General features: G+C 58.6%; 8 protein-coding genes. 5 read left to right on the top strand and 3 right to left on the bottom strand.

Annotated features, from left to right (window positions below; translation table 11 throughout):
• Positions 1 to 37: 37 nt before the first annotated feature.
• From Q0974_RS06900 to Q0974_RS06885, 4 genes are all read left to right on the top strand, one after another.
• Positions 38 to 1,486, top strand: a complete 1,449-nt coding sequence (locus Q0974_RS06900) for a TolC family protein (protein ID WP_299324186.1) — start codon at positions 38 to 40, stop codon at positions 1,484 to 1,486.
• Entirely contained in the window at positions 1,483 to 3,294 is a 1,812-nt protein-coding gene (locus Q0974_RS06895) for a type I secretion system permease/ATPase (protein WP_299324184.1), read from the top strand. The genes Q0974_RS06900 and Q0974_RS06895 overlap by 4 nt, the downstream gene beginning before the upstream one ends.
• A gap of 6 nt (positions 3,295 to 3,300) precedes the next feature.
• The gene (locus tag Q0974_RS06890; RefSeq protein ID WP_299324182.1) at positions 3,301 to 4,653 is read left to right on the top strand and encodes an HlyD family type I secretion periplasmic adaptor subunit; all 1,353 of its coding nucleotides are present in this window, start codon (positions 3,301 to 3,303) and stop codon (positions 4,651 to 4,653) included.
• Between the two features lie 188 nt (positions 4,654 to 4,841).
• Entirely contained in the window at positions 4,842 to 6,899 is a 2,058-nt protein-coding gene (locus Q0974_RS06885) for a hypothetical protein (RefSeq protein ID WP_299324179.1), read from the top strand.
• A 273-nt stretch (positions 6,900 to 7,172) separates the two neighbouring features.
• On the opposite strand, the gene Q0974_RS06880 is transcribed toward Q0974_RS06885, so the two are convergent.
• From Q0974_RS06880 to Q0974_RS06870, 3 genes are read right to left on the bottom strand one after another with little or no spacing between them, the layout of a single operon-like run.
• Positions 7,173 to 8,600, bottom strand: coding sequence for an efflux transporter outer membrane subunit (locus Q0974_RS06880; RefSeq protein WP_299324177.1), 1,428 nt, complete (start codon positions 8,598 to 8,600; stop codon positions 7,173 to 7,175).
• On the bottom strand, positions 8,597 to 11,668 hold the full coding sequence (locus Q0974_RS06875) for an efflux RND transporter permease subunit (RefSeq protein WP_299324175.1): 3,072 nt from the start codon (positions 11,666 to 11,668) through the stop codon (positions 8,597 to 8,599). The genes Q0974_RS06880 and Q0974_RS06875 overlap by 4 nt, the downstream gene beginning before the upstream one ends.
• Positions 11,669 to 11,677: 9 nt before the next feature.
• Complete coding sequence (locus Q0974_RS06870) at positions 11,678 to 12,757, bottom strand: efflux RND transporter periplasmic adaptor subunit (RefSeq protein WP_299324174.1); 1,080 nt, start codon at positions 12,755 to 12,757, stop codon at positions 11,678 to 11,680.
• A 127-nt stretch (positions 12,758 to 12,884) separates the two neighbouring features.
• Here Q0974_RS06870 and nrtS point away from each other — a divergent pair, with 127 nt between their 5' ends.
• Positions 12,885 to 13,136: a nitrate/nitrite transporter NrtS gene (nrtS, locus tag Q0974_RS06865; RefSeq protein ID WP_299324171.1), complete on the top strand. Its 252-nt coding sequence runs from the start codon at positions 12,885 to 12,887 to the stop codon at positions 13,134 to 13,136.
• Positions 13,137 to 13,190 lie beyond the last annotated feature (54 nt).

Below are 13,190 nucleotides of genomic sequence, written 5' to 3'. Positions count from 1 at the left end.
GGGCTTCTGTAAGGAGCAGTACCAAGGGCTCAAATAGATGATTGGGTGCCACCGCATATTTTTAGCAATACTGTTGCTTGCCGCGTCCTCCGGCGCCGCCAAGGCGCAAGTTGATACAACGTCCAATCCGGAAGAATCGGCCGTGCCCGCATTGCCAATGCCTGACAGCGATCCCCTTACACTTGATGCTACGACGGATCCGATAATTCTATTCTTGCAACGCACAACGACACAGCAAGACTTTGCGCGTTATATTGAGCAGGCGATACGCGCGAATGCTGCGATTGACGAAGCGGTTGCAGGCATCGCCGAGGCTAGTGCCTCTAGGCGTGAAGCCCGTGCGGGCCTGTTTCCGACCATCGATATCGGCCTTTCCGCGCGTACATCGATCGCTCGAAATTTTTCGAACGACCCGGACAATATCCTGGAGCGTTCAAGATCTACCGGCCGCACAGATGCAACATTCTCTGTAAATCAGACAGTTCTTGATTTCGGTGCAACCTCCATCCGCATATCTGCGGCCAGCGCGCGGCTCCGCGCAGCTGAGTTTGAGGCTGCGCGGCAGGCCGACGAAGTGGCCTTGCAAGCGATTGCAGCATGGTATGATGTATGCACGTATCGAATGATGGTTCATCTGACCGAGCAATTCATCGAACGGCAGATCAACCTCCGCGAGGCGATACAGATGCGCGTGCGGCAGGGAGTTTCCGCACAAGCCGATATCGTCACCGTCGACGCACTGATTGCGATCAGTGAAGCGCTAACCGCGCGATATCTTCGAGAATTGGCGAATGCCGAGACGCGTTTTACTTCCTATTTCGATGTAGAGCCGCCGCCGAATATCGTCATGCCGGCCGTCCCGGAATTCCGGTTTTCGAGCCGCGACGCGGTACACCTCGCCGCAGCGAGAACACCGGCCGTTGAAATTACTCGGGCACAGTCACGTGCGGCTCTGCAAGATTCCCGCGCAGCACGTTCCGACACACTGCCCCGTGTCACGGCGGGAATCGAAGGGGGGCGTTTCGGTATATTCGAGAACGACAATGATTATGACATCCGTGGTGTAGTTAGTCTGCAATATCGGTTATTCGGTGCCGCTGATGCCCGGGCCGACCAGGCCAGAGCTCTCGCTCGGGCTGCGGAAGCCCGCGCCGAACGCGTCCGCGAGGATGCGGTTCGCCTAGCCCTCATCGCCTGGACGGATGTAGACGCCTTGGAGCAAGAACTGGCCGCGGCCGAACGCGGCTATCTTACTGCGCGTCAGTCTCGCGACGTCGTTTTGACACGTTTTGAAAACTTGCGCGGGAGCTTGTTCGATGTGATCGACGCGGAACGCAGATATGCCGAAGCTACTACTGCCTATATCGCGTCGACTACGGAGCTTGGTGCGGCGCATTATGTTTTGCTTTCGCGCACCGGCGGGCTGTTGAGTACATTGGGCATCACGGTGCCCAACTCCGCACCCACCTTGTCAGACGGTCAATGAATCACGAACGAATTATTGAGGAGCGCAAGCCCCGCTTTTCCCGATGGCTTTCCGAGCCCATGCTGGCGAACAAGTCAGTTTATCTAAAGGTCGCCATTGCGGCAGCGATGATCAATCTGTTCGGCCTCGCAACCGCGCTTTTCACCATGACTGTTTATGACCGCGTCGTACCTAACAATGCGACGGATTCACTGATCGCGTTGTCGATCGGACTCGCTATCGTCATCTTGTTCGATTTCATTCTCAGAACCCTGCGCGCCTATTTTGTAGATATCGCCGGAGCGCAAATCGATCGCGATATCGGCCATACCGTTTTCGAACGACTTCTCAATATCCGTCTCGACCTCAAAAAAGGATCGACCGGGGCATTGGCTGGTTTGATGCGCGAATTGGAAACGCTGCGTGACTTCTTCGCCTCGGCTACAATCTCGGCAATAGTAGACATACCATTCATTCTACTGACCTTGCTGGTGATATTCTTGATTGGAGGGGCGGTCGTAATCGTTCCGGCGCTAGTGGTCCCATTGGTCATCGGCGTCAGCCTGGCATGCCAGCCGGCACTGGAACGCATGGCGCGAAAAAGCATGGGCGAAGGCTTGCTGAAGCAGACAGTTCTCGTCGAAACGATCGGTGGTCTGGAGACGGTCAAAGCCTCAAATGCCGGTCCATTGCTCACAGAGCGCTGGCTCGATTCCATCGAACGCCATTCGGACTATTCATTGCGGCAAAGGCTGATCGCCGCAATAAGTGTCAATACGGCGGCGATGGCACAAACCATATCCTATGCGGGCGTAGTCATCATCGGCGTCAGCATGATCAACAACCAGACCCTATCGCTCGGTGGTCTGATTGCATGCTCGATCCTTGCCGGCCGCGCAGTCGCTCCGCTGGGTCAGATTGCAAGCTTGCTGACACGCATATCGATGACACGTATCGCTTATCGGCAAATCAACGAACTTGTCGAAACGCCCGTCGAAGGGTCTGAGGAAAACGCGTTGCAATTGTCGGACCTAGAGGGCCGAATAGAGTTTCGAAAAGTCGATTTCCGTTATCCAGGCGCACCGGAAAAAGCGCTGGAAGATGTAAGCTTTGTAATCGAACCCGGCGAACATATTGCGATCCTTGGGCGTGTCGGATCTGGCAAGTCCACCATCGCCAAACTCATTATTGGCCTGTTTCCGCCAGAAGACGGTATCGTGATGATCGACGGTACCGATATACGACAGATCGCGCCGTCCCGGATGCGCACTTTTATTGGCTCCGCGATGCAGGACAACATTCTGCTGTCCGGGTCTGTTCGGGAGAACATCATGCTCGCACGGGCCGATATCGACGATGCGGAAATGCTGCGCGCGTCAAAAATCTCGGGCACTCATCAATTCATGGGAAAGGTCGTAAACGGCTATGATCTCCGACTTGCAGATCGCGGGGAGGGTCTGTCAGGCGGCCAGCGCCAATCGATTGCCATTGCCCGTGCGATTGCAGGAAAACCGCCGATGTTCGTTTTTGATGAACCAACCAGCGCGATGGACGCAGAGACCGAAGCCGGGCTTCTGGATCGGATCACGCCGGAATTGGAAGGCCGGACCTTGGTACTCATTACCCATCGGCCACCGATGTTGCGGCTCGTGAGCCGGATCATCCTGATGTCCGAAGGCAAAATCATTGCCGATGGCCCGCGGGACGCAATCCTCAGGAAAATACAAGGCGATCAACGACAAAGCATCAAAAACAAAGAACCGCCTGTCAGACAGGCAAAACAAACGCCGAACATCACGGTCCGTCCTTCCACAAAGTCTGGCGGATGAGGATGTATGAACGCTGAAAAGCAAAAGGAGGCTGCTGACGAAGCGGCGGTACCTGACGACGGGCCGCCTGACTTCCTGGAACGTTTGACTAGCCGGAAACGCCCCCGCGCGGCCTCCAACCTGCTGTTATGGCTCATTGCCGGTTTTTTCATTGCGTTCATCATTTGGGCCGCTCTGACCGAACTAGACCAAACTATTCGTGGGCCTGGCCGGGTGATTCCCAGTTCGCAGATGCAGGTGGTTTCCAATCTGGAGGGCGGAATTGTCGAAGCGATACTGGTGAACGTTGGAGATCAGGTTAGCGTGGGCGATCCTCTTGTGAGACTGGATAATACCCAGTCGGCCTCTGATTTGGGGTCGAACCGCGCACAATTCGATGCGCTGAATGTGAAGATCGCCCGTTTACAAGCCGAATTAGATGGCCGTCAGCCGCGGTTTCCGACACCCAATAATCAGTCGACCCGCGAACAGATCGCCATTGAACGCTCTTTGCATGGGTCGCGAATGGCCGATCTCGACGCGCTAACGGCCGCCGCGCGCGCGCGGATTACACAATCGCAACGTGCTGCCAATGAAGCGCAAGCCAGTCTCACCGCGCGCCAGGCTGCCGCCCGCGCAGCGCAACAGGAGGTCGATATCCTCCGCCCGCTCGTCGAGCGCGGTATCGAGCCGCGTTTTTCGCTGACGCAGGCAGAAAACCGCGTATCGATCGCGATGAGCGAAACGCAGGCTGCCGCCGCATCAGTCGCACGCGCCCAGGCAAGCGTCGCCGAGGCACAAGCCAGCCTCACCCAGGCTAGACAACAATGGCGCGCGCAGGCCGCCGATGAATTGGCACGTGTGCAGGCCCAGCAATCGGCGCTCCGTAGAAGCTTACCCGCTCTTTCCGACCGCGTGCGCCGGACCATAATTCGCGCGCCTTTGTCCGGTCGAGTGAACCGGGTGATGACGGCAACGGTGGGCGGTACTATTGGACCTGGCGAGCCCATCGCGGAAATCGTGCCGTCGGAAGATAGTTTGATTGTCGAAGCGATGATCCGCCCGTCAGACATTGGTCAGGTCAGTATCGGGCAACGTGCTGAAGTCGGCATTTCAGCCTATGAAAGCGTCGTTTACGGTACGTTGGATGGCGAGGTCATTACCATCTCACCGGATACGACACAGGATGAGCGCACCGGTGAGAATTTCTATACGGTCCGCGTCGTCACGGAAGGAAACCTTCTCGACGGCGACGGGAACCCGGTCATGATCGGACCCGGGATGACAGCCGATGTTAGCCTGCTGGGCGGGAAACAATCCATCCTCAGCTACATCCTGACGCCGATTACGCGACTTGGCCGAAGTGCGCTGCGCGAGTAGCGCAAGACCAAACGGGTGAAATAGTAGCGCACTACAAGGCTCATCCTCATACGTTCACCTGCAAATATTGACGCTCTATCCTGTGAATCCTGAATTGCCGCCTCTATTAGACAATAACTTGCAATTAAAAGATTATTTATGCTTTATCGGTCGTGGAGGCGCCAGTCGTCGAACTGAAGGAAATCGCCATGACTATTACGTCGATGCCTGAGAACATGATTTACCCGAGAACGGGCGAGTCATATTTCGACGCCCCCGTCACAAAACCACCCGTCGTGCGCGGACACGATCTCGACTGGCGGATCAGCTACTCCGCGCTTGCTGCTGAGAGCCATATCGTTGCGCCCGATTTTTCGGCAGAAATTGACGCATCAAACAATCCGACTTTGCTGACTGCGGTTGGGTCCGGCCAAAGCCTGACAGTAAATGGCCAGGCCGCTGGCCCGGGACTGATCAATATCTCAATGTTCGAGCCGTCGGTTGAAGATACAGGCGGCGTTCTGGTCGAGATTACGGGCAGCCCTGGCCCGTTCACGCACCTGGATGTGCGCGGCGTTACCGGAGCCGGTGTGCGCGTTAATGGATGGAGTACCGCTGACCGGGTATCCCTGACGAGAGAGAATGATATCTTTTTCGGCAACCGTGGCGATGATGTGGCTTTTGGGCTTGCTGGAGACGATCAGTTAAATGGCTTGATAGGTGATGACTTTCTTGGCGGTGGTGCTGGTAATGATCGCCTGGAGGGCGGCGAGGATAACGACATCCTTTTCGGTAAGTTCGGCAATGATTTTGTCGATGGCGGCACCGGCGATGACGTCGCCATCTACACCGGCAACCGTTCCGATTATAATCTGAGCATCGCGGGTAACCGCTATGTACTCACCGATCTGCGTTCCGGCCCGAATGACGGGATCGACGAAATCCTCAACATCGAAACCCTCCGATTCGCCGACATGGATATGAGCCTGCCGAACAATCCGACTTTGCTGACTGCGGTTGGTTCCGGCAACAGTCTGACGGTAAGCGGCCAGGCTGCTGGCTCACAGATTGCCATTTCCCTGAACGAGCCGTCGGTTGAAGATATGGGCGGCGTCCTGGTCGAGATCACAGGCACCTTCAGCACTATTACGCACCTTGATGTGCGCGGCGTTACCGGAGCTGGTGCGCGCGTTAATGGATGGAGTACCGATGACCGGGTATCGCTGACGAGAGAAGATGATTACTTTTTCGGCAATGTAGGCAACGACGTAGCCTTTGGTCTTGCCGGTCATGATGAGTTAATAGGCTTCAGAGGCGATGACTTTCTTGGCGGCGGTGCTGGCAATGATCACTTGGATGGCGGCGAGGATAACGACGTCCTTTTCGGTAAGTTCGGCAACGATTTTATCGATGGCGGGACCGGCGATGACATCGCCATCTATACCGGTGACCGTGCCGACTATGAGTTGAGCATCTCGGGCAGCCGCTACATACTCACCGATCTGCGTGCTGGCCCGAATGACGGAACCGACGAAATACTCAACGTCGAAACGCTCCAATTCGCCGATATGAATATGAATCTGCCAAATAATCCGACTTTGCTGACGGCAGTGGCTTCCGGCAATACTCTGACGGTAGGTGGCCAGGCCGCTGGCCCAGGGCGGATCGACATTTCGATGATCGAGCCTTCGGTCATAGACACGGACGGTGTTGTGGTCGAGATCGTCGGCACCTTCAGCGCGATCACGCACCTCGATGTGCGCAATGTAACAGGAGCGGATGCGTGGGTTTTCGGATCGGGTGCCGCTGACCGGGCGTCACTGACGAGAGAGAATGATTTCTTCTTCGGCAATATCGGCGATGATGCGGCCTTTGGCCTTGCCGGAGACGATCGCTTGCTCGGAGGCCTTGGCGATGACACGCTGTTCGGTGGTAGCGGTAACGACCATCTTGAAGGCCAGGACGACGACGACACTCTTTTTGGACAGTTCGGTAACGATTTCCTCGATGGGGGAGCCGGCGATGACATCGCTGTGTACGCCGGCAACCGTGCCGACTATGACCTGAGCATCGTCGGCGACCGCTATATACTCACCGATCTGCGTTCCGGCCCCAATGACGGGACCGACGAAATCCTTAACGTCGAAACCCTCCGATTTGCCGATATGGATTTAAACCTTTCTGTCGCTGCAGGAACCTTCGACTTTGGCCTCATGGCAGGCGCAATGCCATCTTTGGAAGGCCGGGATTATATGATCGCATACTGACAAACGAGGTTTTCAGCATTATCGGCTTTCATAGCTGAAGCCAGACCAATATTGGGTTTTGAGCCAATCACAGACTAGTTGTCGTTAGACTTACAGCACCGCCGCTTCCGTGATGTCGCGCCGGCACGAACTTTCTATGCCTCGGTTTCGATCTCTGCGGCGCGGAAAAAGCGATAGAAATGCGTCATCTATAGCGCCGACCAATACCACCGAATCATGAAACGCGGAGGTCTTCGGCGCGATTAGACCCGAACAATGCCGCATTCGCGCGCACTATCGTTGCTCATCAATCGCATCAGCCGATCTCCAATCACCGCCCAGAGCGAGACTCAGATCGATATAGTTGGTGAGCACTGCGCGCTGGATCGCGACGAGGCTGCTACGCGTGCCGAAGACGCGCTGCTGGATATTGAGCACATCGATCAACTCATTCTCGCCCTCGTCGAAGCGCAACTCGGCAATGTAGAGCGCGCGATCCGACGCACGATCGGAAGCAACAAGCGATGCGCGGCGCTGACGCAGGACCTGGCTGGCATCCAGCAGGCCTTCGACCTCGGAAAAGGCGTTGAGCGCGAGATCCGCATAGTTCGCCACGGCCTCTTCCTGCGCCGCAGTGGCTACCTCGACCTGCGCTTGCCGCCGCCCGCCATCGAAGATCGGGGCGAGCAGGTTGGACGCGAGCCGCCACACGATATTGACCGGATCGAGCAGATCGGACAGCTCGTTCGAAGCCCCGCCGAGCGAGCCGGTCAGGCTGATCTGCGGCAGCCGCGCGGCCTGCGCCTGATCGACCCCGGCTATCGCCGAGGCGATGCGGCGTTCGGCCGCGATAATGTCCGGCCGGCGTTCAAGAAGCTGCGAGGGAATGCCGGGTTGGGGCGGTGGCGGTTCGCGCGGCAGCGTCGCTTCCAGTTCGAGCTCAGTCGCGGGATAGCGGCCAAGCAGCACCTCCAGCGCGCGCACCGCATCGCGCTCGCCAAGCTGCGCGCTCAGCAGCGAATCCCGCGCCGTTTCGAGGTCGGTCCGCGCCAGCGCTGCATCCTGCGCATTGGCATAGCCATTGGAGAAGCGGACGCGCACGATCCGGTCGATCTCCGTCAGCGCATCGACGATATCCTGCGCCACGCCTACCTGCAGCCGGGCCTCGCTGGCGATAAAGTAGGACCGCGCCACCGCCGCGGCCAGCGCATGCTGGGCGAACCGATAATCGGCTTCCAGCGCGCGGGCGCTTTGCCGCGCCGCTTCGACATCGGAACGTACCCGGCCCCAGACATCGGCTTCCCAGCTGACCTGCGCGCCGAGGGTGAATGCCGAGGCCGTAGGCCCGCCTTCGAGCGGTCCACTGCGCGCCGCGCTCGCGGTGCCATCGAGCGCCGGATAGAGCTGTGAACGCGATTGCCGCAGCAGCGCATAGGCGCGGTCGACCAGCGCGGCCGTCGCGCGCAGGCTGCGATTATTTGCCTGCGCTTCCGCGACCAGCGCCGACAGGACGGGATCATCGAACGCATCGATCCAGCCGATATGGACCGCGCCGACACTCTCCCGCGCCATCGCCCATCGTTCGGGCACCGGCGGGAGGCTGGTGTCCGCGAGCGCATCCGCCTCGCCGCTCGTATTGCTGAAGCTTGCACAGCCGGAAACAGCCAAGCCCATTGCCAGCAAAGCCGGCAAGACTGTTACGCGTCCGAGTTGCCGGATCATGGCGCAGCCTCCGCTGCCGCCGCCGTTTCGTCGGTGCCGATCTTGAAGAAGAGCAGATAGAGCACGGGAACGATGACGAGTGTCAGGACCGTCGCAAAGCTGAGACCGAAGACGAGCACTACCGCCATCGAGCGAAAGAAGGCGTCTGCAAACAGGGGGATGACGCCGAGAACCGTCGTGATTGCACCCATTGCTACGGGGCGCACGCGGCTGGCGGCGGAATCGATCACCGCGTCGAAGCGCGGCTTGCCCTCCCTGATCTCCAGATCCATCTGATCGACCAGCACGATGGCATTCTTGATGAGCAGGCCGGAGAGCGACAACACGCCGAGTATCGCCATAAACTCCATTGCCGAGTTAGTGACCAGCAGACCGATAACGACGCCAATGATCGCCAATGGCACGACCAGCCATATGATAAGTGGCTGACGCAGAGCGTTGAACAGCAGGACGACGACGAGCACCATCGCGAGAAAGCCGAGCGGCAAAGTGCTGGCGAGATTCTCGTTCGCTTCGGAACTCTGGCCAAACTCGCCCTGCCAGGTCAGCGTGTAGCCGGGCGGGAGTGAGATATTCTCAACCGCGGGCCGCACGCGCTCGAGCGCGGTAGCGGCCAGTTCATCGGGCACGGGATCGGCCTGGGCCCGTATCGTCCATACCCGGTCGATACGGCGCAATATGGCGTCTCGCCAGACGGTGTCGAAACCGCTGACCGTCTCGATCAGGGGCACTGTGCCGCCGGTCACCTGGCTTGGTATCTGGACGCTAGCGACGCTCTGGATATCGCGCCGCTCACCGATAGGCGCGCGAGCGACAATGGGGATCAGCGTGTCCCCTTCGCGATAGACGCCGACATTGCGGCCCGCAAAGTTGGTCCGCAGCGCATTGGCGAGATCTTCGCGCGAAATGCCGAGCCGCCGGCTTCGGGCTTCGGAATAGATCGGTTCGATCACGCTGACCGGCTGCCGCCAGTTATTCTTGACCGCCGTGAGACCGCTGTCATTTGCGAATATCTCCTCGGCGGCAGCCGAAAGCTGCCGCAAGACCGCCGGGTCCGGGCCTGAAAACTCCGCCTCAATCTTGGATCCGCCGCCCGGGCCGAGCTGGAACTGCCAGACCTTGGCCTGTGCATCGGGATAATTGGCGTCGATATGATTCTGGATCGCAGGCATCAGCTCTCCGATACGATCATAATCGACCTGCAGCAGCAGCTGACCATAAGCCGAGTTGGAGCTTTCAGGCGGATAGACGAGCATATAGCGGAGCGCGCCCTCGCCGATGAGCGTATTGACGCCCTCGACGCCCTCCATTTCGCGCACTTCCTCTTCGAGCTGCACGATATTTTCGCGTGTGTGGTCGAAATCCGTGCCTTCGGGCAGCCAGAAATCGACGACGAGCTGCGGCGTGGTCGAGGCCGGGAAAAAACCCGATTTCACGAAGCCGAAGCCGGCAACCGAGAGGAGAAACAGCCCGATCGCCGTGCCGACCGCGCGCCATGGCCGGGCGAGCATGTCGCGCATGAAATCCTTGTAGCGTGTCATGAAGCGATGCTCGGTCTTTTCCTCAACCGCATCCCCCTCCACTTCCTTGAACAACATGTCGGCAAGTAGCGGCACAATGGTAATCGCGAACACCCAGCTGAACAGCAGTGAGATCAGTACGACCCAGAAGAGATGACCGGTAAATTCGGCTGTCGACCCCGGCGCGAAACCGATGGGCGCAAAGGCCAGGATGCCGACCAGCGTACCGCCCAGCAGCGGCCATTTGCTCCGCGCAACGACCTCCTTCGCAATATCGAGCTTCCGCCGGCCTTGCTGGACGCCCACAAGAATGCCTTCGGTTACTACAATGGCGTTATCGACGAGCATGCCCAGCGCGATGATCAGCGCGCCCAATGAAATCCGGTGCATCGGTATCCCGGCCAGATACATGGTGGTTAGCGTCGCCGAGATCGTCAGGATCAGAACCCCACCGATGATAAGCGCCGAACGCAGACCCATGAAAAAGTAGAGCGTAACCAGAACGATGATGAGAGCCATCACGACATTGATCGCGAATGCCTGCACTGCGGCGTCAGTCACTTTGCCCTGATGATAAAATTCATGCACCTCGATGCCGAGCGGCCGACGGCTTTCGGACTCCGCAAGCGCGGCATCGATCGCTTCGCCCATCGCCACCACATTGGTGCCCGACACGTTCGATATGCCGATGCCGATCGCCGGCTCATGATTATAGCGGTTCAAGAACGTCGGCGGATCGACATAGTCGCGCCGCACCGTCGCCACATCGCGCAGAAAGATGACCGTATCGGCCTCTGGCGTCGATACGACGATATTCTCGATCGCCGCGACCGAGCTGACTTCGCCGGTAGGTTGAATCAGGACGCGCCGGTCGCCGATACGGACATCACCCGCCGCCACGACCGAATTTTGCTGCGCCAGATCGTTATAGACCTGCTCCACCGAAACACCGAGTGCAGACGCGCGCTCGCGCGATATCTCGACATAAATGGCTTCCTGCTGCTGCCCTTGGATCGCAACTTTCGCGACCCCATCGACGGCCAGCAAATCCGTCCGCAAATCGCGCGCATATTCGTACAGTTCGCGTGGCGTATAGCCCTCGCCCGTAATCAGATAATAGATGCCGTACACATCGCCGAAATCGTCATTGACGATCGATTCCTGTGCTCCGGGCGGCAGAGAACCCTGGGCATCCCGAACACGGTTGCGGAGCTTAGTCCAGACAAGCTGCAGCGCGTCGCGCGTCGTCGAGTCGCCATATTTAATTTCGACGGTTATCCGCGAAAGCCCGTCGGACGATATCGACCGGACCTCTTCGACTTCCGCCATCTGCTGGATGGCACTTTCAAGCGGCTCGGTAACCTCGTTGGCAACCTCTTCGGGTGTTGCGCCCGGATATTGGGTGACAACGACGGCCTCTCGGATCGTGAATTCCGGATCCTCGAAACGCGGCATGTTCTGATATGCGATCCAGCCGCCAACCAGCACACCGATAATAACGATGAAACTGATCAGTCGGTTCTTTATCGAAAATTCCGCGAGCCCCATATGCGCGCCCTACTCCTCGTAGGGCCTGATCCGCATACCCTCATGCAGATAGGAACCGCCCGCACCGACAATCATGTCACCGGCTCTGAGCCCCTGGGTAACCGCCAGCATTTCACCATTGGCCGAGCGGGTAGTGACGTCACGCCGCTCCACGGTCATATTCTCCTCATCGACCAGCCAGACATAGCGATCCTCACCGTCCGAAAGCACCGCCGCAAGCGGCACCGAAACGCCCTCATTGACGACATCTGCGGTATCCATTGCGAGGCGAGACCGGATCGTCCCGGTCATGCCAGGCAGGATCAGCACGCCCGATGGCGGCTGGAAATTGAAACGCACCTCGAATGTCTGCGTCGAGGGATCGGCCTGGGTCGATGTCGAATAGATCGTTACGGGTATCGTCACCTCCGGCGCTGCATCGAGCGTCAGCACGCTTTCCAGCGGCCGTATCTGCCCCGAATTCGCGACCAGCGTAGCCGGCACTTGCACGACGGCATGAGCGCCGCCCTGGGTCTGCAGCGTAACGATTTCTTGCTGCGCACCGATATTCTCGAACCGCTCGACATAGGTACGGGCGATCACGCCGGAGAACGGCGCGCGGAGCGCCGTATCTCCAATCCGCACCTGCGCCGTATCGAGTTGCGCTCGCGCTACCTCACGCGCCGTGCGCCGTTGTTCATACACATTCTGCGCGATTGCATCCTCGGCGACCAGGCGTGCCGCACGTTGATATTCGGCTTCAGCATTGTTGAACTCGGCACGCGCCATCGCGAGATCGTTCTGGAAGGTTCGCGGATCGAGCCGCGCGATCACCTGGCCTTGACGCACATTGTCGCCTTCGCGGACGAGCAATTCCTGCAGAGTGCCGCTGATCTCGAAAGTCAGGTCGGACGAGCGGGTGGCCTCGATAACGGCCGGCAAATTCTGTGTGCGGATATCGTCGCTCGTCGACACTTCGATCAGTTTGACCGGACGCGTCGGTGGTTCGGCCTCCTCCTCGCCGCCCGAACAGGCCGAGACGAATATCAACACCCCGATCGGCAGCCAGTGAAATCTCTTCGAAAAATTCGCTTGGAAAAATCGAATCATAGGCAATCGATATGCGATGCCGGCGGCACAGGCCAGTCTCGATTGCACGCGGTTGCTATCGTCTCGGCTGCACGCGAAACTGCAACCTTGGGACTGGTCCGAATATCGAGAGCGTATGGAGAATGGCATGGCAGATCGAAGTGTCGATGCGATCGAACCCTTTTATCGCCTTCTGCTCCACCCGGTGACCGTTCGGCGGGCCTTCAAGGTAGCGCTGGTGATCGGGACGCTGCTCGTCGCGATCAATCAGGGCGATGTCATCATGGCCGGGACCATGCCGCCAATCTGGAAGATTCTGCTGACGTATCTCGTCCCCTATGGCGTGAGCAGCTACTCCACCGCGGCGCTGCTTCGCGATACGCAGCGGGCTGGCAAGTAAGGCGGTCCCCGCGCGCCGGGCAGCGCCGTTATCAAGGGCGGGTCATATCTGTGC

The organism is Parasphingopyxis sp. (genome assembly GCF_028279465.1).
Lineage (GTDB): Bacteria > Pseudomonadota > Alphaproteobacteria > Sphingomonadales > Sphingomonadaceae > Parasphingopyxis.
This window is presented reverse-complemented; position numbering and strand designations above follow the sequence as displayed.

Bases quoted from the DNA above. Each gene is read 5' to 3' on its own strand.
- Q0974_RS06890 (WP_299324182.1), top strand. From the start codon at position 3,301: ATGAACGCTGAAAAGCAAAAGGAGGCTGCTGACGAAGCGGCGGTACCT.
- Q0974_RS06885 (WP_299324179.1), top strand. From the start codon at position 4,842: ATGACTATTACGTCGATGCCTGAGAACATGATTTACCCGAGAACGGGC.
- Q0974_RS06875 (WP_299324175.1), bottom strand. From the start codon at position 11,668: ATGGGGCTCGCGGAATTTTCGATAAAGAACCGACTGATCAGTTTCATC.
- Q0974_RS06880 (WP_299324177.1), bottom strand. From the start codon at position 8,600: ATGATCCGGCAACTCGGACGCGTAACAGTCTTGCCGGCTTTGCTGGCA.
- Q0974_RS06870 (WP_299324174.1), bottom strand. From the start codon at position 12,757: ATGATTCGATTTTTCCAAGCGAATTTTTCGAAGAGATTTCACTGGCTG.
- Q0974_RS06900 (WP_299324186.1), top strand. From the start codon at position 38: ATGATTGGGTGCCACCGCATATTTTTAGCAATACTGTTGCTTGCCGCG.
- Q0974_RS06895 (WP_299324184.1), top strand. From the start codon at position 1,483: ATGAATCACGAACGAATTATTGAGGAGCGCAAGCCCCGCTTTTCCCGA.
- nrtS (WP_299324171.1), top strand. From the start codon at position 12,885: ATGGCAGATCGAAGTGTCGATGCGATCGAACCCTTTTATCGCCTTCTG.